The 23,771-nt window shown below is 65.6% G+C and carries 23 protein-coding genes and 1 pseudogene; 11 read left to right on the forward strand and 13 right to left on the reverse strand.

Annotation, left to right across the window (positions count from 1 at the left end; translation table 11 throughout):
- Position 1 precedes the first annotated feature (1 nt).
- A complete protein-coding gene (locus A5752_RS03500; RefSeq protein ID WP_067082130.1) occupies positions 2–814 on the reverse strand; it encodes an enoyl-CoA hydratase/isomerase family protein in 813 nt (270 codons plus the stop codon).
- A 91-nt stretch (positions 815–905) separates the two neighbouring features.
- On the opposite strand from A5752_RS03500, the gene A5752_RS03505 reads away from it, so the two are divergent.
- From A5752_RS03505 to A5752_RS03515, 3 genes are read left to right on the forward strand one after another with little or no spacing between them, the layout of a single operon-like run.
- On the forward strand, positions 906–2,102 hold the full coding sequence (locus tag A5752_RS03505; RefSeq protein ID WP_067082133.1) for a cytochrome P450: 1,197 nt from the start codon (positions 906–908) through the stop codon (positions 2,100–2,102).
- Positions 2,099–2,899 (forward strand): enoyl-CoA hydratase/isomerase family protein, encoded by an 801-nt coding sequence (locus A5752_RS03510; RefSeq protein ID WP_067082136.1) that lies wholly within the window; start codon positions 2,099–2,101, stop codon positions 2,897–2,899. Before A5752_RS03505 ends, A5752_RS03510 begins: the two co-directional genes overlap by 4 nt.
- Positions 2,900–2,904: 5 nt before the next feature.
- Positions 2,905–4,194 (forward strand): cytochrome P450, encoded by a 1,290-nt coding sequence (locus A5752_RS03515; protein WP_067082139.1) that lies wholly within the window; start codon positions 2,905–2,907, stop codon positions 4,192–4,194.
- 176 nt (positions 4,195–4,370) lie between these two features.
- Here A5752_RS03515 and A5752_RS03520 read toward each other — a convergent pair whose 3' ends face one another.
- Positions 4,371–5,723 (reverse strand): phosphotransferase family protein, encoded by a 1,353-nt coding sequence (locus A5752_RS03520; protein WP_067082142.1) that lies wholly within the window; start codon positions 5,721–5,723, stop codon positions 4,371–4,373.
- 81 nt (positions 5,724–5,804) lie between these two features.
- On the opposite strand from A5752_RS03520, the gene A5752_RS03525 reads away from it, so the two are divergent.
- The 4 genes from A5752_RS03525 to A5752_RS03540 are packed head-to-tail and all read left to right on the forward strand — an operon-like array spanning position 5,805 to position 8,849.
- A complete protein-coding gene (locus tag A5752_RS03525) occupies positions 5,805–6,626 on the forward strand; it encodes an SDR family oxidoreductase (RefSeq protein ID WP_067082144.1) in 822 nt (273 codons plus the stop codon).
- A gap of 5 nt (positions 6,627–6,631) precedes the next feature.
- A complete protein-coding gene (locus A5752_RS03530) occupies positions 6,632–7,411 on the forward strand; it encodes an SDR family NAD(P)-dependent oxidoreductase (protein WP_082963734.1) in 780 nt (259 codons plus the stop codon).
- Positions 7,408–7,929, forward strand: coding sequence for a nuclear transport factor 2 family protein (locus tag A5752_RS03535; RefSeq protein WP_067082147.1), 522 nt, complete (start codon positions 7,408–7,410; stop codon positions 7,927–7,929). Before A5752_RS03530 ends, A5752_RS03535 begins: the two co-directional genes overlap by 4 nt.
- Complete coding sequence (locus tag A5752_RS03540; protein ID WP_231967323.1) at positions 7,911–8,849, forward strand: SMP-30/gluconolactonase/LRE family protein; 939 nt, start codon at positions 7,911–7,913, stop codon at positions 8,847–8,849. Before A5752_RS03535 ends, A5752_RS03540 begins: the two co-directional genes overlap by 19 nt.
- 9 nt (positions 8,850–8,858) lie before the next feature.
- On the opposite strand, the gene A5752_RS03545 is transcribed toward A5752_RS03540, so the two are convergent.
- Positions 8,859–10,154 carry an amidohydrolase family protein gene (locus A5752_RS03545; RefSeq protein WP_067082153.1) on the reverse strand — a complete coding sequence of 432 codons (1,296 nt, stop codon included), beginning with the start codon at positions 10,152–10,154 and terminating at the stop codon, positions 8,859–8,861.
- Positions 10,155–10,268: 114 nt separating this feature from the next.
- Here A5752_RS03545 and A5752_RS03550 point away from each other — a divergent pair, with 114 nt between their 5' ends.
- On the forward strand, positions 10,269–10,463 hold the full coding sequence (locus A5752_RS03550) for a hypothetical protein (RefSeq protein WP_067082288.1): 195 nt from the start codon (positions 10,269–10,271) through the stop codon (positions 10,461–10,463).
- Here A5752_RS03550 and A5752_RS03555 read toward each other — a convergent pair.
- The 3 genes and pseudogenes from A5752_RS03555 to A5752_RS03565 all read right to left on the reverse strand — a co-directional run.
- Positions 10,446–11,588, reverse strand: coding sequence for an acyl-CoA dehydrogenase family protein (locus A5752_RS03555; protein ID WP_067082156.1), 1,143 nt, complete (start codon positions 11,586–11,588; stop codon positions 10,446–10,448). The two genes, A5752_RS03550 and A5752_RS03555, sit on opposite strands and share 18 nt — an antisense overlap.
- Positions 11,589–11,591: 3 nt before the next feature.
- Positions 11,592–12,626, reverse strand: a complete 1,035-nt coding sequence (locus A5752_RS03560) for an acyl-CoA dehydrogenase family protein (RefSeq protein WP_067082159.1) — start codon at positions 12,624–12,626, stop codon at positions 11,592–11,594.
- Positions 12,627–12,641: 15 nt separating this feature from the next.
- Positions 12,642–12,722, reverse strand: a pseudogene (locus A5752_RS03565) (ferredoxin); the annotation flags it as partial.
- A 78-nt stretch (positions 12,723–12,800) separates the two neighbouring features.
- Here A5752_RS03565 and A5752_RS03570 point away from each other — a divergent pair.
- Positions 12,801–13,601 carry an SDR family NAD(P)-dependent oxidoreductase gene (locus tag A5752_RS03570; protein ID WP_067082162.1) on the forward strand — a complete coding sequence of 267 codons (801 nt, stop codon included), beginning with the start codon at positions 12,801–12,803 and terminating at the stop codon, positions 13,599–13,601.
- Here the strand turns inward: A5752_RS03570 and A5752_RS03575 are convergent.
- From A5752_RS03575 to A5752_RS03590, 4 genes are read right to left on the reverse strand one after another with little or no spacing between them, the layout of a single operon-like run.
- Positions 13,594–14,790, reverse strand: a complete 1,197-nt coding sequence (locus tag A5752_RS03575) for a cytochrome P450 (protein ID WP_067082165.1) — start codon at positions 14,788–14,790, stop codon at positions 13,594–13,596. The genes A5752_RS03570 and A5752_RS03575 overlap by 8 nt on opposite strands.
- A gap of 3 nt (positions 14,791–14,793) precedes the next feature.
- Positions 14,794–15,249, reverse strand: coding sequence for a VOC family protein (locus A5752_RS03580; RefSeq protein ID WP_067082168.1), 456 nt, complete (start codon positions 15,247–15,249; stop codon positions 14,794–14,796).
- Positions 15,246–16,490, reverse strand: a complete 1,245-nt coding sequence (locus A5752_RS03585; protein WP_353612294.1) for a CoA transferase — start codon at positions 16,488–16,490, stop codon at positions 15,246–15,248. Before A5752_RS03585 ends, A5752_RS03580 begins: the two co-directional genes overlap by 4 nt.
- On the reverse strand, positions 16,466–17,689 hold the full coding sequence (locus A5752_RS03590) for a CaiB/BaiF CoA transferase family protein (protein WP_067082173.1): 1,224 nt from the start codon (positions 17,687–17,689) through the stop codon (positions 16,466–16,468). Before A5752_RS03590 ends, A5752_RS03585 begins: the two co-directional genes overlap by 25 nt.
- Before the next feature lie 79 nt (positions 17,690–17,768).
- Here A5752_RS03590 and A5752_RS03595 point away from each other — a divergent pair, with 79 nt between their 5' ends.
- On the forward strand, positions 17,769–19,001 hold the full coding sequence (locus tag A5752_RS03595) for a CaiB/BaiF CoA transferase family protein (protein WP_231967324.1): 1,233 nt from the start codon (positions 17,769–17,771) through the stop codon (positions 18,999–19,001).
- Positions 19,002–19,004: 3 nt separating this feature from the next.
- Here A5752_RS03595 and A5752_RS03600 read toward each other — a convergent pair whose 3' ends face one another.
- The 3 genes from A5752_RS03600 to A5752_RS03610 are packed head-to-tail and all read right to left on the reverse strand — an operon-like array spanning position 19,005 to position 22,425.
- The gene (locus A5752_RS03600) at positions 19,005–20,123 is read right to left on the reverse strand and encodes a thiolase family protein (protein WP_067082179.1); all 1,119 of its coding nucleotides are present in this window, start codon (positions 20,121–20,123) and stop codon (positions 19,005–19,007) included.
- The gene (locus tag A5752_RS03605; RefSeq protein WP_231983316.1) at positions 20,120–20,326 is read right to left on the reverse strand and encodes a hypothetical protein; all 207 of its coding nucleotides are present in this window, start codon (positions 20,324–20,326) and stop codon (positions 20,120–20,122) included. Before A5752_RS03605 ends, A5752_RS03600 begins: the two co-directional genes overlap by 4 nt.
- A 29-nt stretch (positions 20,327–20,355) precedes the next feature.
- Positions 20,356–22,425, reverse strand: a complete 2,070-nt coding sequence (locus A5752_RS03610; protein ID WP_231983317.1) for a CoA transferase — start codon at positions 22,423–22,425, stop codon at positions 20,356–20,358.
- Between the two features lie 131 nt (positions 22,426–22,556).
- Between A5752_RS03610 and A5752_RS03615 the strand changes: the two genes are divergently transcribed.
- On the forward strand, positions 22,557–23,771 hold the full coding sequence (locus A5752_RS03615) for a cytochrome P450 (protein WP_067082185.1): 1,215 nt from the start codon (positions 22,557–22,559) through the stop codon (positions 23,769–23,771).

Below are 23,771 nucleotides of genomic sequence, written 5' to 3' on the forward strand. Positions count from 1 at the left end.
GTCAGACCCGGTCGGCGGGTTTGGCCGCCTTCTTCATCAGTTCCCGCATGTACTCTTGGAACTCCTTCGACCCGGTGACCACGGCCTGCAGATCGTTACTGGCCTGTTGATGGGTGCGGAACCCCATGGTCTCCCAGGCCCGCAGTATGCCGGCCTTGGTGGCCTGCAGTGTGATCAACGGCGCCTTGGCGATCTTGGCGGCGAGTTTCTCGACTTCGGCCTCCAGTTGGTCGGCGGGCACCACCCGGTTCACCAGACCGAATTCCAGCGCCTGGTCCGCCGGAATCTTCTGCGCCGTATACAGGTACTCGGCGGCGCGCTTGTAGTTCATGAACACCCACGGCTCGAACATCGTCTCCGAGCCGGGCAGACCGAAGCCGGGCACGAGTGGCATCTGGAACCACGCGTCGTCGGAACAAATGGTGATCTCCGGGATCAATGCCCAGGTGGTTCCGCCGCCGATCGCGTAGCCGTGCACCTGCGCGATGACCGGCTTCGGGAACTCCCACAGCTTCAGCACCGGCCACAGGAACAGCTGCGCGGCCGACCGCCAGACCTTGCCCGAGGCGTCGATTTCGGCCTTGAACTCCGGATAACTGCCGTCCGGCACATGGCCGGAGCAGAACCCCTTACCGTTGGCCTTGATGATGACGACCTTGATGTCGTAGTCGTACTGCGCGTCGTCGAGGGCTTCGTTGACGCTGTGCACCATCTCGGAGGTTTGGGCGTTGGCACGTTCGGGGTTGTTCAAGATGATCCGGGCGATCGGACCGTCCTTCTCGTAGATGACATGGTCCAGCGTTCGCGTTTCCAACCTGCCCGTCCTCCTCGACCTTTCTGTACTGTACAGAATGACGCAGAGTGTACCATTGTCTAGCGGTTGCCCCTTAGGAAAGGACCTGCCGATGGTGACAGCGGAGCTGCGCTGGGATCCGTTCGACCGCACCCTGCACAAGGATCCCTACGAGGTGTGGCGACGGCTGCGTGACGAGGCTCCCGTCTACTACAACGAGCAGTACGACTTCTACGCCCTGAGCCGGTTCGACGACGTGCTGGCGGCCTCCCTGGACACCGAGACGTTCTCGTCCGAGCACGGCATCACGCTGGATGCGATCACGCCCGAACCATGGTCGCCGCCGAAGGCGATGATCATGATGGATCCGCCAGACCATACGGCTATGCGAAAAATGGTTAACCGCACCTTTTTTCGTAGCAAGATCGCCGAGCTCGAGGACCGGGTGCGCATGCTATGCCGCGGATATCTGGACCCCCATGTCGGCAGCGGGGGATTCGACTACGTCCGTGACTTTTCCATGAAGCTACCGGTCATGGTGATCAGTTCGCTGTTGGGCTTCCCGGAAGAAGACCATGACAATCTGCGCGAGTGGACGGATTTACAGCTCCACCGCGAGGAGGGCGCCGCGGAGCTCAGCGAGTTGGGCCAACAGGCCAACGAGAAGCTCTTCGGGTATTACAAAGAACAGATCCAGAAGCGCCGTGTGAACAGCACCAGCGATATCGTCAGCAACCTGATGGATTCCGACCTGGTGCAGCCTGGCCGAGAGACTCGTCGTCTCGACGACGGCGAAGTACTGTTCTTCATCGCGCTCATCAACGTCGCGGGCAACGAGACCGTCGCGCGACTGCTCGGCTGGACGGCGTTGACACTGGCGCGCTTTCCGGACGAACGCGCCAAGCTCGTCGAGAACCCCGGCCTCATCGGCGGCGCGGTCGAGGAACTGCTGCGCTACGAGGCGCCGTCCCCGGTGCAGGGCCGTTTCACTGTGCGGGACGCGGAATACCACGGCGCGGTTATCCCGGCGGGTTCCAAGGTCGCGTTGTTGACCGGATCAGCCGGTCGCGACGAGCGACAGTACCCGAACCCCGACGTCTTCGACGTCAACCGAACCGGCATCCGACACGTCAGCTTCGGTCACGGGGCCCACTTCTGCCTCGGCGCTGCGCTCGCGCGGCTCGAGGCCAGGGTCGCGATCGAAGAAACCTTGGCGAGGTTCCCGACGTGGCACGTCGACGAGGACGCCGTCGAATATGTTCACACCAACTCGGTGCGCGGTCCGGCGAGCGTACCGATCTCGCTGTGAGCACCACCGGGTTGACGACGCGCACCGAAGATGGGGTGCGCTGGCTGGTGCTGGACCGGCCGGACATGGGCAACTCGGTGACGCGGGCGATACAGCGCGACCTCATCGACAACCTCGTGCGAGCATCGTCGGACCACGAGATCCGTGCCGTCGTGCTGACGGCGGCGGGGACCAAGCACTTCTGTACCGGTCCCAACTTGCGGGACCCAGAGATGCGGCCAAGCCAGGATCGCATCGCCGGAGACGCCGCGCGGATTCTGCGCAACGGCTCGCAGGCGGTGGTGTCGACGATCCTGGACTGTGAGAAGCCGGTGATCTGCGGTCTGAACGGAACCGCCGCCGGTGTCGGTGCGAGCATGGTGCTGGCGTGCGATCTGATTGTCGCCGCCGAAAGTGCCCGGCTCATCGAGCTTTTCGTCCGGCGCGGACTCGCCCCCGACGGTGGCGCCGCGTACCTGCTGGCGCGCAAGGTGCCGTTCAACATCGCCAAGGAACTGCTGATGTTCGGTGAGGAGATCACGGCGGGGGAGGCGCATCGCATCGGGCTGGTCAACAAAGTCGTCGCCGACGAACTACTCACCGACGAAGTGACCGCGTGGGCCAACCGCCTGGCACGCGGTGCGACGCGCGGCATCGCCGCCGCCAAGGCGATGCTCAACCAAGCCCTCGACGTGGACCGTGCCTCGGCGTTTCACACCGAGGCGCTGCTGGTCGATCAGGTGGCGGGTACGGACGACGTCGCGGAAGGTATCGCGGCCTTCATGGAGAAGCGCGACCCGCAGTTCCGCGGACGGTAGCGGCGATGGCAGGCGCGCGGAACACTCCCGGTGTCATCGGCCCGTTCGTGCATGCGATTCGGATGAATGTCGAAGCGGCAGTGCAGGCCCGCGTCCGCGGTTATCGAGGGTGGACGGGTGCCGTCAACACCGAATTCGATCCGATGGACCCTGCCACGGCGTCCGACCCGTTCGGGGCATACCGAGAACTTCACCGCAGCGGACGCGTCCACTACAACCCCCGCCGCGCCAACTTCATATTGAGCCGACTCGAGGATGTCAGGGCCGCGCTGCGCGAAACCGATCAGGTGACGAGCTCCGAAGGGGTCACCCGGCTGAAGTTCTCGGCGCCGCTCGCGGTGCTCACTGACGGAGACGAACATGCGCGGCTGCGCAAGCAGGTCCAGCCGGGGTTCAGCAAGGGCGCGATGGGCAGCTGGAAGGGGATGACCGAGAAGCTGGCCACCGAACTGATCACCGACGTGCTGGATAACCCCGGCTGTGATGTGGTGCAGCGTCTTGCGATTCCGATGCCCATCCGGATGATCGCCCAAATCCTCGGAGTGCCGGAGTGCGACGCCGATGATTTCCGGCGATGGTCGGAGGCCGGTGTGCGGATCATGGACTTCTCGCCGACCCCACAGGGTGTCATCGATGCGGGGAAGTCGATGGTGGCCATGGCCGCACTGCGCCGCTACTTCTTGAACCAATTCGCCCACGGTGGGCTCAAGGGCTCAGGCACCGTCGTGGGTCGGCTGCTCGAACACAACAGCGACGGCACCCTGACCGACGAGCAACTGTTCCTCATCGCCATCCACCTGCTGATCGCGGGCAACGAGACAACTACCAACCTGCTCGGCGGCATGTTCGACACGCTGGCGCGCAACCCCGACCAGTACGACATGATTCGCGCCGACCCCGACCTCATTCCGATGGCGGTCGAGGAACAGTTGCGCGTGACGACGCCGATTCAGAACCTCTACCGGTACACGCGTGCCGACTATGAAATCGCCGGCGTGACGATACCCAAAGGGTCGCGGGTGCTATTGCTGTTCGGGGCGGCCAACCGCGACCCACTGGCATTCGAGGAGCCCGACCAGTACCGCGCGGAGCGAAATCCGCGGATGCACATCGCGTTCGGCTACGGTGCCCACATGTGTCTGGGCGCACCGCTCGCCAGGATGGAGGCGCAAGCCGTCCTTCGCGAACTCGTGTCACGGGTATCTCGAATCGATACTGTCGGCGACACCACGTGGTCGCATCACAGCTCATTGCGCGGGCCCACGCGACTGGCTGTCAGGCTCACCGCCGCCTGACAGCCACCCTCTGGCGCGTAACGCGTTCAGCATCAGGTAGATCGGGTAAGTCACCGACAGTGCGATATTGATCGTGCGGGTTCTGCGGCTCATCAGCGTCAAACCCAGGGCCGTTTCGATTCCACCATTGACATACACGTGGGTGCGGGTGTTGCGGGTGAAGCCGAGTTGACGGTTTAGTCGAACAGTTCGCTCAGTGGTGTCACGTGCCCGATCCGACCGCCGGTCAGTAGCGGTTCCATGAGCAGGAGTTGGCGCATCACCCGACGGTGTAGCAGCGCAATAAATGCGGAGTCGTGATGCGGTTGTGCTGTGCGGACGAACCCCTCGAGGACTTCGTCACCCTCCTTGCGGTCGGCGGGTCGAATGCCGAGAAGATCGGCAATATCATCGAGGTCCGCGGCGTCGATGGCGTGCGCGTACTCGCTCACGCGGTGACAGAATCGCGCGACCTTCGCCACCGCGGACCGCTGGTACTCGACGATGCCGGGCGGCACTGCGAGAGACTCCACCATGGATGCCAGGCCGGCGATCGCGCCGGGGTAGGCCGTGGGCTCGGGCTCGGGTAACGACACAGCCGACAGCTCGACGTCGGCCTGCCGGGCGATCGATTCGATAGTGTGCAGCGATAACAGGTGGAACCACTCGATGTATTGGACGATGTCGGTCAGCGGTAAGTCCAGATGCAGAACGATCGCGACACCGAGCGGCGTGCAGAGCGCGAACTTGGCGGTGTGAAACTCGATCGCGGTCCGATCCAGCGGCGTTCCCGAGACCGCCTCATAGCGCCGCAGTACCCGGCCGAGGTCGCCCATCGGCTCCGTTACGTTGCGCAATCGCAGACCCGCGAGATCGTGGGAGACGTCGCCGATGTGGGCGAGTTCGACGTCGATCAGGCCGGTGATCCGGCCGTCGGCGTACATGTACTGCCCGGTGTCGCCGAGAACGAACGACGGGGTCGACCGGTGGTCCGGGGCGTTACGCCGCAGCCATCCGATCGCGAACTCCAGCAGCGGTTCCGGGCGCCGCTTGAAGTCCCGATAGCGGGTCACGAATGTCTCGAAATAATCGAGGGCGAGCGCACGTGGACTGTCGGGGATGCGCAGGCCCGCAGCGGCGAACGCCGCCGGGTCGATCGAGTGGGCGCGCACGAGCGCGTCGACATACGAGTCCATGACCGCGTCGACGCCGTCAGCATCGTCGGCGAGGCATGGATTCGGTGCTCCCGGCAACGAGTCCATCACGATCGCCATTGCCGGAGAACCAGGCTCGCTGATGTCCCCGTGTACGTGGGGGACGGGGATCTGATGCGCCTCCAGCACCCGAAGTATCTCTGCCTCCGCGGCGACGGTGGCGAAGCCGAACCCGTCGCGATCTCCCCGGACGTAGAGGCCGACCTCCCGATCGCCGCTGTCCGCGGTGACGAACCATGCGGGCCGCCAACGCTGGTGGCGTTCGATGGCGCACACCGTTCCGATATTCGCTGAGATCCAGTCCTCGACGACGGAGTCCACGCCGTGTTCAGTCACTGGACAATAGTACAGATAGTGTGCTCTCGTAATATCTGAAAGACTCCGCCGCCGAACGGCAGCGACCACACTGGAGGCATCATGAGCCTGTTCGACGCCTTCTCCTATCGAGACAAGCGTGTCGTCGTCGTCGGTGGCGCCACCGGGATGGGCAATGCCACAGCTCGGCTCGCTCAGGACGCGGGTGCCGACGTCGTCGTCATGGACTACGCCGACTGCTACCTGCCCGGCGTCATCGCGATCCGAGTGAATCTGGCGGACCGGAACAGCATCGACACTGCGGTGGCCGAATGCGGGGGCACCGTCAACGCCCTCTTCGCGTGCGCGGGCGTGGCGGACGGTCCTGGTATCGAGCGCATCAACTTCATCGGTCACCGTCACCTCATCGAGCGACTGCGCGCCGAGAACATGCTCCCCCGGGGCAGTGCGATCGGGTTCATCTCGTCGGCGGCCGGGCTCGCCTGGCGGTCGAACCTGCCGCAGCTCACCGAGTTCCTCGACATCGTGGACTTCGACACCGCCGCCGCGTGGGCGGTCGACAACGGTTGTGCGCACTACATGTTCACCAAACAGGCGGTATGCGCCTACGTGGCGCGCGAGGCCATGGATCTCATTTCCGACGGCATTCGAATCAACGCCATCTGCCCCGGTCCCACCGATACGCCACTGGCGCGGGCCAATGCAGAACTCTGGCTCGACTTCGGTGCCGACTACCGCGCGAAGGTCGGCGTGGCCGCCGCTACGCCGATGGAACAGGCCTACGCGCTGCTGTTCCTGTGCAGTGATGCGGCGCGCGTCGTCAACGGCATCACAATGGTGACCGACTCGGGATATCTCAGCGCCGGCATCACCGAAGTGTTCCCCGCAGGCACGCCGATGGCGAAGATGCTGTTGGACGGGTAGTGGCCATGAGTGCGGACTTCGCGAACAGCGTCGTCGTCGTCACCGGCGCAAGCGGTGGAATCGGCCGTGTGATCGCGCGGCGGTACGCCCGCAGCGGCGCCACGGTCGCGTTGGTCGCGCGGCGGCCAGACCAACTGGCGGTGACCGCGGACGTGATCGCCGAGGACGGTGGCCATACCTCGGTGCACGTCGCCGACATCCGAGACGAGAGTCAGTGCGGGGACGTCGTTTCCGCGATCATGTCCCGCTGGGGACGCCTCGATGTCCTGGTCAACAACGCCGCGATACCGGGCACCGATCAGCCGGTCGCGGAGGCCACCGTCGACAACTGGAACGCGGTGCTCGCAACGAATCTCGTCGCCCCGATGGTGTTGTCGCGAGAGGCACTGCGGCAGGCAATGATTCCGGCCAGGAGTGGCAATATCCAGTTTCTGTCCTCGGCCGCGGCGCGTACGGTGCAACCGCAGAAGGCCCACTACGCCGCGGCCAAGCTGGCATTGAGCGCACTGGGGCAGACGCTGGCACTGGAAGTGGGGACCGCCGGGATCCGGGTCAACACGCTGGTGGTCGGCACGGTAGAGGGTCAGTTGGTCGACAACTACCTGGCCCGGCGGGCGGCCGCCGATGGGGTGAGTCCGGACGAGGTGCGACGCAGGCTGGTCGCGTCGACCAAAATGGGCCGACTGATCCGCCCGGACGAGGTAGCGGACGTCTCCATCTGGCTGGCCTCGGATGCCGCGTCGGCGATCACCGGCCAGGATATCAACGTGACGGGAGGCGGATGACTCACCGCGATCCGGTCGCGCAATGGGTGGCGCGCGACGAGATTCGTCAGCTTGCCTACCGGTATGCGGCCGCGCTCGAAGCACGAGACGTCGACGCGATGGTCGACGTGTACTCGCCCGATGCCCGCTTCGGCGAATTCGGCGACGGCCCCGACGCATTGCGCCGACTGATGACCCACAGCCTCGACGGATGCCCGTTCGCGGTCACCCTGGTGGCAAACCATCTGATCGATTTCGACGACGACGTCCGCGCTCACGGCCAGGTATGGGTGCTCTGTTTCGCCCAGACCGAGGCCGACGGCTTCGTCGAGCAGCTCATCAGGTACGACGACCGCTACGAGCGCCGCGACAACCGGTGGCTCTTCCTGCACCGCAAACACCGTCTGTGGTACGGCGTTGGCCATCCCGAGTCGCCGCTGCGCCAACCGGCGGCGAACTGGCCCGCCGGCCAGATCGGTGTCGGAGATATTCCACTGTCCGACAATGTGTTCCACGCGTGGTGGGCAGGACAGCCGTGATTCTCGCCAGCGGGCTGGCGTTCCCGGAGAGCCCGATCGCGGAGGCGGATGGGTCGGTGCTGGTGTCGGAGATCGCCGGCGGGTGCATCACGCGGGTGCGACCGGACGGCACCAGGGAGAAGGTCGCCGACACCGGCGGTGGGCCGAACGGGATCGCCCGGCTGCCCGACGGCCGTCTCGTTGTCTGCCAGAACGGCGGCTCGACGTTCGGTATGGGGCCGTGGCCCTACGGCTTTCCCGGGGCCGCACAGCTGTTCCGGCCGATCGGACCCGCGGCCGCGCCGCTGACACCTCAGCTTCAGGTCGTCGATACAGACGGTCGAATTGGCACGCTCACGACCGACTTCACCACCCACGACGGTCAACGGTTGCCACTTATCCGGCCGAGCGATGTGTGTGTCGACGCGGCGGGGGGCTTCTACGTCACCGACGGCGGGACGACAAGGGGACGCACACGAGACGTCACGGGCCTGTTGTATGGCACCGTCGACGGGAATCTGCGGGAGGTTGTCTTCCCGCTGGAGATGCCCAACGGTGTGGCGCTCTCACCCGACGAGTCGAAGCTCTACGTCGCCGAAACGCGGACGCGAAGGATCTGGGAGTTCGAGCTCGACGGACCCGGAATGATCGGGCGGGCACGGGGATTGGCGACCGTTCCGAGCGGCGGGCCGCTCAACGTCGGCGGCGCGGACGGCCTGTGTGTCGATTCAGCGGGACGGATTCTGGTGGCGACCCTTGGGACCGGCGGGGTGACGGTCTTTTCCGCAGCCGGAGAATCGCTGGGCGCGATCCCGGCCGACGATCCGATGACCACGAACATGACGCTGGGCACCGACGAGTCGACGCTCTATCTGACGCTCGCCTCGTCGGGTCGGCTCGTAATGGTCGAAAACTGGTTGGGAGTCGCGGGCATACGATAGTGCGCGCGGCTACTCCTTGTTGGCCATCTGGTCGACGAGGTTCTGGATGAAGGCTCCGTAGCCGACGCCACCGTGGTCGGACATCACGGCGTCATAGTCGTACTCCGGCGGATTGCCGCCGTGGGGCCGCCAGCCGGAGTCGGCCGTGCAGGACGTGAACCCCTCCTCGGGGAACGCGTACCAACGGCGGGTGTTGAGTTCGACGATCTTGTGCGCGTCCTCATCGGGAACGCCGGCCAGCATCTCCTCGGCGCGGGCCCGGCTCTTCGGCCAGAACGAGTCGGAATGCGGGTAGTCGCACTCCCAGGTGATGTTGTCGATTCCGATCAGGTGGCGCAGGCCGACACCCACCTCGTCCTCGATGAAGCAGCCGGTGATGTTGCGGCGGAACAGCTCTGACGGTGCGACCGTCGGATGGATGTTCTGATAGTACTTGTGCTTGCGCCAGACGTAGTCGGCCCGCTCGATGAGATACGGCATCCACCCGATGCCGCCCTCGGAGAACGCGACCTTCAGATTCGGGTGCTTGTGAAAGACGGGGGAGAAGACGAGTTCGACCGCCGCCGACATCGACGTCGTCCCCATCAGCGTGACCATGACGGCGAACGGTGCCTCGGGTGCGGTGGCGGGCGGCATACCGCCGGAACCGAAGTGCATGACCGCGGTCAAGTTGGTCTCCTCCAGAGCGGACCAGACCGGATCCCAATGCGCGGTGTGGAAGCTCGGCAGGCCCAGATTCATAGGGTTGTCGGGCAGCCCCACGGCGCGACAACCCTTGGCGGCCATGCGTTCGATCTCCCTGACCATCAACCCGGTATCCCACAGCGGGGTGATCATCATCGGGATGAACCGAGCCGGATCGGTGGCGCACCACTCGTCGATCGAGAAGTCGTTCCATGCCTGCACGCACAGCAGCGCCAGATCCTTGTCGGTGCCTTCGAGGAAAACCGTGCCGCAGAACCGGGGGAAGGACGGGAAGCACAGCATCGCGTGGACACCGTCGATGTCCATGTCGATCAGTCGGGACTTCGGGTCGTAGCAGCCGGGGATCATGTCGTCGTACCGCACCGGGTCCACACCGAATTGCTCGGGAGACTTGCCCGCGACCGCGTTGAGCCCGATGTTGGGATAGGCGCGCCCCTCGTAGACCCACTGATGCATCGGCGGCTTGCCCTCCCGCGGGAACTCCACGATTCGCGGCCCGTCGTGCAGATACTTCTTGGGCAGCCGGTCGGACCAGACGTGCGGGGGTTCGATGAGGTGGTCATCGACCGAGAGCAGCTTCATCGAGGGTTGCAGCGGCATCGCTCGTTCCCAGTCCTTCCGGCTGATAGGCTTGATTGAACAATTAGACAAGAATTGCTCAATTGACTATACCGCGCGATGGTGCGGGAACTCAACCGTGGCAAGGAGGCGCCGATGGATCCCGGGGATCGCATTCCGCACGACGACTGGGCCGATCAGGACCTGCTGACGCGCGGCGAGGCCGCCGAGCGGCTCGCTGCCGAGATCGCCGAGGTCAAGGGCAAGGTGGAGGCCGGCGAGGCCGACGAGGTCACGCTTCGCCGCCTGGCCGCACTCGAAGAGGCGTACGCGTCACTTCGGGCGCGGTAGACCCAGCACTCGTTGCGCCACGATGTTGCGCTGGATCTGCGCCGTACCGCCGTAGATCCCGGCCGCCCGCGACCATACGTAGATGTCCCACTCGAGTCCCTCGGCGAGCAGGGGCCGGCTGTCGGTGAGGTCCATCATCGTGTGACCGAAAGTCTGGTCGGCGCGGGTCATCAGCAGTTTGTCGATCGATCCCTCCGGGCCCGGAAGGGCTCCGCGCTGTCGATCGCTCAGTGAGCGCTGCACCTTGACCTGGAGGGCGCGCAACTCTGTGTAGGCGCGACCGAGTCGCACCCGCGTCATCGGGGAGTTCTCAAGCCGGCCGGTGCGCACCTGCTGTTCGAGGTCGCGCAGTTGCCGTGACAATCTGCTGATCCAGTTGATGTCGCTCGGTCCGCGTTCATAGGCGAGCAGTTGGTTGGCGATCGACCAGCCCGCACCGCGGTCACCAAGCAGGTTCTCCACTGGAACATCGACGTCGTCGAACGCGACCTCGGCGAACTCACGGTTTCGCGCGGCGTTGACGATGGGTCTGACGTCAATCCCCGGCGTCGACATCGGGACGAGGAGAACCGAGATGCCTTGATGTTTCGGCGCATCAGGTTCGGTGCGGCACAACAGGAAACACCAGTCCGCGACGGCGGCGAAGCTGGTCCAGATCTTGCGGCCGTTGACCCGGAACATCTGGCGACCGTCCACCTCCACGAGATCCGCCCTGGTCTTCAGGCTCGCCAGATCCGATCCCGCTTCCGGTTCGCTGAACCCCTGGCACCAGCGCACCGAGCCGGACAGCAGGGCGGGCAGCAGTTCGGCGCGCTGCGCATCGGACCCGAACAGTCGCAGCGCATTGCTGAGGTGGCCGACGCCTTCGATGGGCGGCGCACCTGCGCGCCCCAACTCGTCGTTGAGGATGGCTTCGTAGATGGGTGGCAGACCGTGGCCGCCGTATTCTTCGGGAAACGACAGCCCGATGTAGCCGGCTTCGTACAGCGTCTGGTGCCAGGCGTTCTGAGCGTCCGCGCGCGCCGCGGGATCGTCGGGGATGGCGGCGTCGGCGCTGTGCTCCCGCAGCCACTGTCGGAGACGCGCCCGGAATTCCGCTTCCTCGGGGGTGTCGTTGAAGTCCATCGGCTACGCCAACTCCTCATTCGCCAGTCGCATCGCCGCGATGGCTTCGTACTGCGCGGTCTCGTCGCCGAACAACCGACGATCCAACAACGTTCGGCGTACCCGTAGATGGTTGACGTGCTCCCAGGTGATGGCGATGCCGCCGAACACCTGCACGGCTGTGTCGACGACGTTACGACCCGCCGCCGCCGCGTACGCCTTCGCTGTCATCGCGGCCAACAGCGCTTCCTCGAGCGGCAGGTGATCGATGGCCCAAGCCGCGTGCCAGACACAGCTGCGGGTCCCCTCGACGCTGACCAACGCATCCGCCAGCATGTGCTGAATCGCTTGAAAGGAGCCGATTTTGACGCCGAACTGCACGCGGTCCTGGGCGTAGCGCACCGCGTCATCGAGTGCGCCCTGCATGACGCCGAGCAAATCCGCGGCCACGGCGGTCAGCGCAAGCGCCTCGACACGTCGCCATCGGCTCTCGTCGATCGGATCGCCGACCGGCGTTCCGGGGTCGGCAGGTATACGTTGCAGCGCCCGGGTGAGGTCCAGGCCCTCCTTGTCGGCGGCATCCAGTGGCGCGCTGTGCAGGCGGTGGACGCCGCCGGACTCGCTGGCCACCAGGGCGTGGGTGGCGCCGGCGGCATCGACGGCCACGCCGTCGGTTCCCGTCGTACCGAAGCGCTGCAGATCGGCGGTGAGGACCGGTGCCATGCGCAGAGTTCCCTCGGCGACGAGTTCCAGTTGTTTCTCCGCCTTGGCGGCCTGTAACAGCTCGGTGGCCAGGATCGCCTGACCGACGACCGGTACCGCGCAGAGAGTGCGTGCCAGTTCCTCGATGACGACGACCGTCTCGACACCACTGGCATCCAGGCCGCACAGGCCGGGGGAGCGCAGCGTCGGCACGCCCAGTTCGACGACGTGACGCCAGTGCTCAGCCATGACGTCGCCGGCCGGTATGTCACTCGGATCGGTGGTCGCCAGCTGGTCCGCAAGCCCGGATGCGGTGTCCTTGAGGAGCTTCTGCTCGTCGGTCAGGCCGATGTACATCGGTAGCGGTCAACCGTCGAGCTCGAACACGTCGGGCGCGATACCCACACAGACGGCGTTGGACTCGCACAGTTCGCGATCCACTTCGACGCGCATCCAGTCCCTCCTCGTTCGGATACCATCTTGGATGATAGAACGAATAATGTTCAACTGTTCAACCTAGGGAGGCGCGGCTTGTCCCGGCTGGAGAATCGAAATGCGCTTGTCACGGGTGGTGCCCAGGGCTTGGGGCGGGCCATCGCCCGCAGGCTTGCCGCCGAGGGTGCGCGGGTGACGATCGTCGACCTCAACGAGGACAAAGCGAACGAGTGCGTCGGGCTCATCGAATCCGGGGGTGGCACCGCCGCCTTCGTCCGGGCCAACGTGGCCAAGCGCGAGGACATCGCGGCCGCAACCGCCGCGGCCGCCGTCGACGGGAAGCTGGACGTCCTCGTCAATGCCGCCCAGTACTTCGCCATGCCCAAGGCACTCGAACTGGTCACCGACAAGGATTGGGAACTGTCGGAAGCGACCGGTCCCAAGGCGACATTCCGGTTCATGCAGACTGCCTTCGAGGCGCTGAAGGCCTCCGGTAGGGCGTCGGTGATCAACTTCGTGTCGGGATCCGCGCTCGGCGGGATGTCCTACACCGCACCGTATTCGGCTGCCAAAGGCGCAATTCAGGCCTTGACCAAGGTGGCCGCGAACGAGTGGGCGCGCCATGGCATTCGTGTCAACGCGCTGTGTCCGTTCGCGCTGACCGATGTTCAGCGCGACATGATAGGCACCGAGTGGGACAACTACACCCGCACCGCGGCGGCATCGCCGATGAAGCGCGGAGCCGATCCGGACTCTGAGATCGCTCCCGCGGTGGCGTTTCTGGCGAGTGACGACGCGTCTTTCGTCACGGGAACGGTCCTGCACGTCGATGGCGGGATGACCGAGCTGTCCACGGTCGACTACTCGCAGTCTCCCGGCGTGTTCGGCGCTACCTGAGCGTCATCTCCACGCTCGTATATCCGCGCACCGTCGCCGTCAAGACTCGCTCACGGGCGCCGATGGAGTAGTCCGGGAACTTCTTGGCGACGTACTCGAACACCAGTTGCGCTTCCCGGCGGGCCAGCCACTGACCGAGGCAGATGTGGATGCCCCAGCCGAAATAGACGTCGGTGCCGCGCGGACGGTCGAGGATGAAACGGTCGGGATCGTCGTAGCGGCGCTCGTCGCGATTGGCGCTGCCGAGCAGGAGTAGCACCCAGTCGCCGGCTTGCATGCTCACGCCGTGCTTCTCCACAGGCCGGGTGAGGGTGCGCGCGACCCAATGGCTCGGTGTGTCGTATCGGAGTGCCTCGTTGACCGCTGTCGGAATAAGGCTGTGGTCGTTGACGATTCGCCGCCACTGCTCCGGATGCTCGTGCAGGGCGACCAGACCGTTGGAGATCAGCTTCTGCGTGGTCTCCGACCCCGCCGCCGACAGCAGGTTGGCGAACATCAGGACCTCATGCGGCGTCAGCGAACGCTCACCGCCGCTCTCCGGATCGTCGAACGTCGCGCTGAGCACGATGCTGATCAGATCGTCGCCGGGGCGTTCACGCCGCTGCTCGATGAGATCGCCGATGTAGGCGCTGATCTTGCGGTTGGCCTCGATCGCACTGGCCGGCATGGCGACCTCGCCCTCGTGGCGGGTCAAGAACGCCTCCCACCACACGCGAAGCTGCTCGCGGTCGGACTGCGGGACCCCGAGCAGGTCGCCGATGACGTCGGTGGGGATCGAGAACGCAAACGCCTCCATCGCGTCGACCGTGGTGCCCGGCCGCAACCGGCCGAGGTGGTGGTCGACGACCGCTCGTAAAGCGTCCTCCATGGCGGCGACGGCCTTGGGCGTGAAGAACCCCTTCAGGACACCGCGGATCCGGTCGTGGCGCGGTGGATCCATCGAGATGACCGAGTACTTGCGCCCATCGTCGTCGGGGTTCTCGGGCGCGGGCCCGAGTTTCGACGAGTACGTCGGCCAGTCGCGAAGGGCATCGGCGACATCCTCGAAGCGGGACAGCACCCACCACCGGTTTTCGGGATCGCGATAGACCGGAGCCTCGTCGCGCAGCCGACGGTACACCGGATACGGATCGTCGAAGATCGCCTTGGAGAACGGTGAATAGACCAACTCGTTTGTCGCAGGCACCATGATTCAATCACCTGTCTGCCGTGGAGTGCGTTCGATGAGCTCGAGCAGATTGCCGTCGGGATCGGTGGCCATCACGCCGAGGTTGCCGCCGCCGAAGTTCACCGAGCGTTCCGGGATTACGCGACCCCCGTGCGCGACGATCGCGTCGACGATGCCGTCGACGTCGTTCACCCGGAAGGACAAGTGGGTGAAGCCGAGTCGATTCATCGGCCGGCATTCCGGTTCGCCGACGGTTCCGGGTTCGGCGTACCCGAGCAGCTCGACACGGAATCCGTCGCGCTGCAGGTAGACCAGATCCACTACCAGTCCAGGAACATCGAGCAGCTGCGCACTGGCATCGTCATCGACCCTCATGCTTCCGACCTCGGTGAAACCAAGTGCAGCGCAGTAGAACTCCCTTGAGCGTCGGATGTCTCGTACGCAGAGGCCGATATGGGTGAGGCGGTGCCCGTCGCTCATGGCCGCCGTTCGAGCAGGTCGTCGAGGAGATCGTTGTGTTCACCCAACAGCGGTGGGCGGGACGCGGCAACCGTCGGCGTCTCACTGAACAGATACGGCGTGCCCGGGTAGGTGACCGTCCTGCCCAATTCGGGATGCTCCAAGCGCCGGTGGAATCCCCGCGCGACGGTGTGCTCGTCCTCGAACGCCTCATCGGGCGGTAGGACAGCGCCGCAGGCAAAGCCGCGACGCTGACTGCTCACGAAGAACTCCTTGGCGGGTAGCCGCGAGGCGATGAGCCGAATGGCGTCGCGGGCTGCGCTGAGTATCGCCGTCGTCTCGTCATCGGCACCGATCAGTGCGAGATCCACCGGCTTGTCCCGTGCCGCTGCCATCTCGAGGAACACCGCTTCCGGCAATTCCTCGGTGAGGTTGAGTTCGTCAAGCCAGGCGAGCAGCCGCGCATAGTCCTCCTGCTTGCGAGGAAGCACGCCGGTGGTCGCGTAATGACCGTCGGCGCAACGGACCTGCACCGGAGAGCTGGGCGTCGGATAGGCGTGCCGACCGGTCTGGCGCCGACAGACGTCCTGGTTCACCAGCCAGTGGTATGTCGTCTGCTCGCATGTGACATTGCAGGCGGCGGTGACATTGACGTCGACCAGTTGACCCTGCCCGGTGTGGTCGCGGTGCGCGAGCGCGACGAGTGCCCCCATCGCACAGTACATTCCGGCGATATTGGCGGACTGATCGCCCGCACCTCTGATCGGCGGGACGGTGCGGTCGTCGTATCCGCAGTTCCAGATCGGACCTCCGCCCGCGAGCATCGTCAGGTCGGTCACCTGTTGTCCGGCGCGCGCACTGCCCAGACCGAATGCGCTGACCGAAACCCATATCAGCCGGGCGTCACGGGTACGGCATACGTCGTAACTGACACCCTCACACTGGTCACCGCCTGCGATCACGATGTCGGCGGTGGCGATGAGCGACTCGAGAGACCGCCGACCTGAATCGGATACCAGATCGATTGTCACCGAACGCTTCCCGACGTTGCCTGACCACCAACGCAGGCTTCGGTCGACACCTGGCGCGTCATCGACGAAGGGGGGACGGCGACGGTGCGTCGACCCGTTGGGTGGCTCGACGACGATTACGTCGGCGCCGAGCTCGGCCAGGACCCGCCCACCTACGGGGGTGAACTGGTCGGTGAGTTCGACGACGCGCAGGTCGTCCAGCGCGCTCAGATCACACCTCGCTGTGCCCAGTCGGAGAGTTCGGCGTCGGAGTGGCCGAGCAGACCCGAAAGCACCTCGCGATTGTGTTGTCCCAGTCGCGGTGCCGCCGAGGTGATCTGCCAGGGCGTCGCCGACAACCGCATCGGGATGCCTTCGACGCGAACGTCACCGATGTCCGGGTGGGGCACCACGGGGAAGAGCTTCATCTGCGCGAGATCGCGATCGTCATCGATCCGTTCCCGCGGGCTCTTCACCACGCTGGCCGGAACTCCGACCGCAATGAGGTCGTCGGCGAGCATCGCCGCATCCCGGGTTGCCGTCGCAGAACCGATCAATCGGTCCAGTTCGTCAGCGGCTTGCAGACGCCGATCGAGCGTGGCGAAACGGTCCGTCGCCAACTCCGGCTCGTCGATAACCTTCGCGAGTAACCCGAGTTCGCGATCGTCTCGGCATGCGATCGCGATCCAGCGGTCCTCGCCCAGACAGGGGTAGATGCCGTGTGGCGCCATCTCGTCGAAGTCGGCCCTGTTGCCGCCGGGCGCCGTCGAACGGTGATTGACGGTCCAGTCGAGGACCTCGGTGGGCAGCATCGCGATGCCCGCGGGCACCGTCGCCAGATCGACATGCTGGCCTTCGCCCGTCCGCTCGCGGTGATGCAGCGCCGCCAGGATCGCTGTCGTCATGTAGAACGCCGAGACGTGGTCCATATAGGAGAATCCCCAACCGGCCGGTTCGGTGTCCGGCAGCCCCGCGGTGAACGTCAAGCCGCTGACCGCCTGAACGATCGGTCCCCAGGTCTTGAAGTCGCGATAGGGGCCGGTGTGACCGAACCCGCAGTTGGAGACATAGATGATGTCCGGCTTGAGCTGTCGCAGTTCGCCATAGCCGAAGCCGAGTTTCGTCATGACACCGGCCGCGAAGTTCTCGCAGACGACGTCACTGATGGCGATCAGTTCGCGCAGCAGGTCTTTGCCTTCGTCGGTGCGGATGTTGATCGTCACCCCCGACTTACCCACGTTGTGGTTGTTGAACCCGGCGCCGAGATTGACGCCGCGGCGTTCGTCGACGTAGGGGCCCACACCGCGCAGCGCATCCCATAGACCCCGGGTCGCGGGATCTTCGACCCTGATCACCTCCGCGCCGAACGCAGCGAGGATCTTGGTGGCTCCCGCGCCCGCGAGCTGGCCACTCAGATCACACACGCGAAGGTGGGACAACGCTCCCGTCACGCAATGGACAATAGCAGCTAGACAGAAAGTGTTCTATTGTTCAGTGCGATGGCCTCGGTCACAATCTCGGAGGGTTTAGATGACATCAGGTGCCCCAGCGCCGATGAAGGGCGTGCGCGTGCTCGAAGTCGCGCAGTGGACGTTTGTTCCCGCAGCCGGCGCCGTGCTGGCCGACTGGGGAGCCGACGTCATCAAGATCGAGCACCCGCGTACCGGCGATTCCCAACGCGGGCTGCGCAACCTCGGCCACATCACCATCGAGGGCGACCGAAATCCGGTGATGGAACACGCCAACCGCGGTAAGCGGTCGGTGGCCATCGACATGTCTACCCCCGATGGCCATGAACTGCTGATGGAGATCGCGCGCACCAGCGACGTGTTCCTCACCAACTTTCTGCCCGACGCGCGCAAGAAATTGAAGATCGATGTCGAGGACGTGCGCGCGGTCAATCCGGACATCATCTATGCGCGCGGCAGCGCCTACGGTCCGCTCGGCACCGAATCCGACATCGGCGGTTACGACATGACCGCGTTCTGGAGTCGCGCCGCGGGCGCGATGGGATCGACACCCAGCGATCTCGAAGGCGTTGTACCGCAGCCCGGTCCGGCGTACGGCGACTCGATCGGAGGCATGACCATCGCCGGCGGCATCTCCGCCGCGTTGTTCGAGCGCGAGCGGACCGGACATGCCAGGGTCGTCGACATCTCGCTGCTCGGTGTGGGCGTATGGGCGTCGGGAGTCGCGATCAACGCCGCGCTGGTGAGCGGCCAACCATGGGTGTCCAACACCGCGGGTGCGAACGTCGCGCCCAACAATCCCCTGGTTGGTTTCTATCGCACTGGCGACGGCCGCTTCCTCGGCTTGTCGATGCTGCAGGGCATCCGCTTCTTCGGTGAGTTCTGCCGACGCATCGGGGTCGGCGAACTCGCCGAGGACGAACGGTTCGCCAGCCACGAGTCCCTCGCCCGGAATGCCGCCCTGGCCGCCGAGGTCATCCGAGAGGCCATCGCGGCGCGACCACTCGAGCATTGGCGGAAGGTGCTCGACGGCTTCGACGGTCAATGGTCGGTGGTGCAGAACACCGTCGAGGTCGCCGCCGATCCCCAAGTTCGTGCCAACGGCGCCATCGCCGCCGTCGAAACGGACAGCGGGAGCTTCGAACTCGTCGCGAGTCCGGTGTTGTTCGACAAGACCCCGCTGCAGCTGAGTCCGATGCCTGAATTCGCCGCCGACACCGAGGAACTGATACTCGAGCTCGGGGGCGACTGGGACCGCATCGCGGCGCTCAAGGAGAGCGGCGCCATCGCCTGACGGTCATGCGCGGAGCAGACCCACGACGCAGGACCCCCCGCCGCCCACCGCTTGAGCGAGGCCCGTCCGCGGGTCCGCGACTTGACGCGAACCAGCCTCTCCGCGAAGCTGGCTGACGACCTCCGCGGTCTGCGCCAGACCGGTTGCGCCGATCGGATGGCCACGCGCAATGCACCCGCCGTCGGTGTTGGTCGGCAGCACGCCGTCCGACGCCAGACCGTCGGACTCGATGAGTTTGATCACGCCGGCGGAGTCGGCCAGACCCAGCGCGACCAACGCCGTGATCTCCTCGCTGGCGCACATGTCGTGCAACGACACCACCCCGACGTCCTGCTGGTCCACACCCGCGTCGGCGTATGCGCGCTTGGCGGTCAGCGTGATCTGGGATGGGGGGCCCACGACGGGTCCCGTCACTGGCCAATGTGGATCGTCAGGCCAGCTGGTTTGTTCGATCGACAGCACTGACACCGACCGCTTGGCCGGGTCGGCGGACACCACGACGGCGGCCCCGCCGTCGACCGACGCGTGGCACATCATCTTCGTCAGGGGTTCGGCGACCATCCTCGCACCGAGGACGTCGTCCACCGTCACCGGCTCCGGATTACGCCGCGCCGCAAGGGGGTTGAGCCGAGCCTGGTTGTACGACTTGGCGGCAACGGCGGCGATGGCCTCCGGGCCACAGCCCGTCTCGTGCAGGAAGCGCGCCGCCTCGATCGCGTAGTGCAGCTGAGGTGGGAATCGGTCCCAGAAGCCGACCGCCGCCGGAACCACACCACCCGGTTCCAGGGCGGTCGTCTTCTCGTAACCGATCGCCAGCGCGGTCCGGCAGCGACCGGATGCGACCGCCCACACCGCATGCCGCAGGGCGACCATTCCGCCTGCGGACGCACTCTCCAGCGCGGTCACCGGAATTCCGGTGCGGCCCAGCCGGTGTGCCACCGCCAACCCCATCTGTGGGCCCGCGAGAGCGGAGGAGGTGAACACCTCGCCGACCGCGTCGTATTCAATGCCCGCATCCGCGAGCGCCTTCTCGGCGGCCGCCACACCCAGGTCGGCCAGCGGGGTCTGGCTGTGCTTGCCGAACTCGGTGACACCGATCCCGGTGATATGGACCCCCGTCATGACGGATCCGCGACGAACATCTCGACGGTGTCACCGCCCAATGTCACCTGCACGAGGTGGCCGACGGTGCCGGATGCGGGCCTGGCGCCGTCGACGAGAACCTGGAAGCGTCCGGTGTCGGTGTCGACCCACGCGACGCTGTAGCCGTCCTGGCCGAATTCGGGGTAGGGCGACTTTGACGGCACGAACGTCGATGACCACACCGTCGCTGAGGTTGCAGATCGTGACGTTGTCACACGGTCGTCCTCTCGTAGAGTGCGCTGGCGGGTGTACTACCGAGTGCGGGAGGCGGTCCCAGCGGGACCGGCCCCTCCCCGGCGAACCGCCACGGCAGGCCGACCAGGCGGCCGGTGCCGAGTTCCGGATCGGGGTGAGCGATCTCGGGAAAGAACTCCCGCGCGGCCAGGTGGGGGTCGACGACCAGTTCGTCGGCGCTGCGTACCACCGCGGCGCCGACACCGACTCCGGCCAACTCGGCAGCGGCGTCCTCTGCCTGCGATGACCCGATCCGCTCGGCTAGCTCGCCGTCGTGGAAGTTCACGGATTCGTCACCGCTCAATTCGACTGCCACCCAATGGGAGTCGGCGCTGCGGTACACCGCGCGACGCACCGTCGGATCGGCCGTCAGCTGCTCGGTCGACGCGGCCGCGACGTATTCGGAAACCGTGGATGCCACAACCTCCGACATCGAGAGATCTACGACGGCACCGGTATCGGCGCGCGGTCCGACCGCCCATGCCGCGACGACCACCGCCGCCACGACTGATGAGAGCGGATCAGCCAGCACGGTGCCCAACCGGGCGGGTTCTCCGTTCGTTCCCATCGTCAGGCCCGCCAGACCGCCGTAGGCCTGGACATTGTTGGCGTACACGCGATATCCGGCCAGTGGGCCATCCGATCCGAATCCCGACACGCGCATCACGAGCCGGCCCGAGGCGGCGAGTTCGGCCGGTGCGACGCGTAGCCGGTCCAGCCGAGACGACCCGACATTCTCGATCACCACGTCGGCTTCCGACAGCGCAGCGGCGACATCGCCGACCGCGTTGTCGCGGTCGATCAGCACGCTGCGCTTGGAGTGGTTGGCCACCGCGTAGTAGGCACCGCGCTCGACACCGGCGATGCCGTCGGCGAACGGGCCGCTGCGCCGGTAGATGTCGAGTCGGTCGAGGTCCTCGAGGCGCACGACGGTCGCTCCCATCGCGCCCAGCAGAGAGCCGATGATCGGACCGGCCAACACGTGTGTGAGCTCAGCGATGCGTAACCCGCGCAGGCCGCCGGGCCGGCGTTCGCCCATCGCACCGCATGTCGTTCGCCACGGAGGTCCGAGGACAGTGACGTCGCGATCACCGATACGCGTCCGGATCAAGGAGTTTCGGTGTGCCAGTTGTGGTGAGTCAAGCAGCTCGTCCGGTCGGTTCACAGGCGTCGACGGGACACCGTTGGCCTGTAGCACGGCGGCGCAGTCGGCCTTGCGGCGCTCGCGAGTCCACTCGGTGACCTTGGCGTTGATCAGGTTGGCATGTTCGATGCGTGCCGGCCGTTCGTCGAGGCCGAGAGCCCAGCCCGGATTGCCGAACGCCGCCAGCAGGCCCTTCCACTGATGGTTCTCCACCGCGGTGATGCGCACCAGCCCGTCCTGGCAGGTGAATACGCCAGACGGTGCGAGGTAGCGCCCGCTGCCCGCGCGGCCCGGGCAGCGGTACATGACGTGCGCGCATTCGGGCAGCGCGGCGGTGTAGATCACCGCCTCCTGGATGGAGACGTCGACATGAACCGCCGTCAGCGTGTCGTTGCGACCGTCCAGCCCGTGTAACGCCGCCAGAGCGGCGACGGCACCGGCGGATTTGAGGGCGACGTAACCGGGGGCGGGCATCGGTCGGCCGTCGCCGTCCTCGATCGTGGCCAGCAGCCCGCCGCTCGCCTGAGCGACCAGTTCACCGCCGGGGTGCTCAGTTGCAGACCCGACGGGTGAAAGCTGCACGACGACGGCTGGGCCGTCGATAGTCGGGACGGCAGCGCCGTCGGCGATGACGATGTCGGCCGCGCGGGCGTGTTGCACCGGATCGGCGCCCGAGTCGAGGATCCGCTTGCGGTGATCGAGTACCGCATCGACAGCCGCGACGGGCCCGTGTGGCCCCGCCAGGACCGGCCCCGCCCGGCGCACTCGCCGACCCGCGATCCTGCTGACGTCAGCGCCGAGGCTCGCGAGCAGTGCGGCGGCCGCCGAACCCGCGATACCGTCGCCGAGCTGCAGCACGCGCACATCGGCCAGGAAATCCGTTGTGGCGGGTTTCTGGCTCACGAGTGCGCTCCTGTTCTGCGGCTTGCTGCACAATTGAACAATATTCGTCTTATTGCGTCCACTATCCGACGGCGTGGCCAGGACGGACTCCTTGTTCACAGATTCACAGTCTGTGTTCTATTGTTCATAGCATGGCGACGACCACTGGACTGTCCGAAGCCCGATTCGACGATCCGGCGTTCTACCTCGGCGACCCCAATGCCGCGTTCCGCGAGCTGCGGGAGACCGATCCGCTGCACTGGTACGACGAGGGTCAGTTCTGGGTCGTCACGAAGTACGACGACGTGAAGGCAATCTCGGCGCGGCCGGAGAAGTTCAAGTCGGAACGCATCGCGATCATGATGGATCTGATCGCGCACCGGCAAGGCGTCGATCCGCAGGGTTTCGGAAGCCGCGGCATCATGTTCATGGATCCGCCCGAGCACCGCGCGCATCGAAAAGCGATCGGTGTCCGATTCACACCGTCGGCGGTGGCCAAGATGGAAGACCGCGTACAGCAGGTCGTCGCCGAGGCATTTGACAAGCTTCCCGACGGTGAGTTCGACTGGATCGGGCACATCGCCGAACCCATTCCCGTGTACATCTTTTCGTACTTCCTCGGTGTGCCGGAGCCGGACTGGTCCCAAGTCGCGTCGTGGGCCACGACCATCGCCAAGGCCGGCAGTGGTCTGGCCACCGATGAAGACTTCCAGGTGATCTTCGATCAGATCGCCCCGTACCTGTTGGGTCTGACCGCCGAACGGGCGAAGAATCCACGCGACGATCTGTTGACGATGCTGACGCAGGTGCGTATCGATGGCGAACCGTTCAACGAAGTGCAGATCATGGTGTACGCCATGACGCTGCTTGCCGCGGGAAGTGAGACGACTCAGAGCCTGTTGGCCGGGCTGGTGCAATGCCTGGATCTGCATCCCGACCAGGCCGAGAAGTTGTTCGCCGACCCGTCGCACTCCGAGAACACGGTCGAGGAGACGTTGCGGTGGTGGACGCCGGTGATGAGCATGGCGCGCCAGGCCGCGAAGGATGTGGAGGTCAGGGGAAAGACCATCGGCGAGGGTCAAGGTCTGCTGATGGCGTACGCGTCGGCCAATCGAGACGTCGACCATTGGGGACCCACCGCCGAGGACTTCGACATCATGCGCACCGACGCGGCGGGACATCTCGGTTTCGGTGTCGGAGAGCACTTCTGCATGGGGGCTGCCCTTGCGAGGCGCGAGGCGAGGTTCGTACTCGCCGAGGTATTGAAACGCGCGAAGGCAGTGCGCGTGACGGGTCAGCGGATCAAGCGGGAATCGTCGTTGGTCAACACCTTCGACCGGTTGGACGTCACCCTCGACTATCGCTGA

The sequence above is a fragment of the Mycobacterium sp. 852002-51961_SCH5331710 genome, assembly GCF_001665535.1.
Classification (GTDB): Bacteria; Actinomycetota; Actinomycetes; order Mycobacteriales; family Mycobacteriaceae; genus Mycobacterium.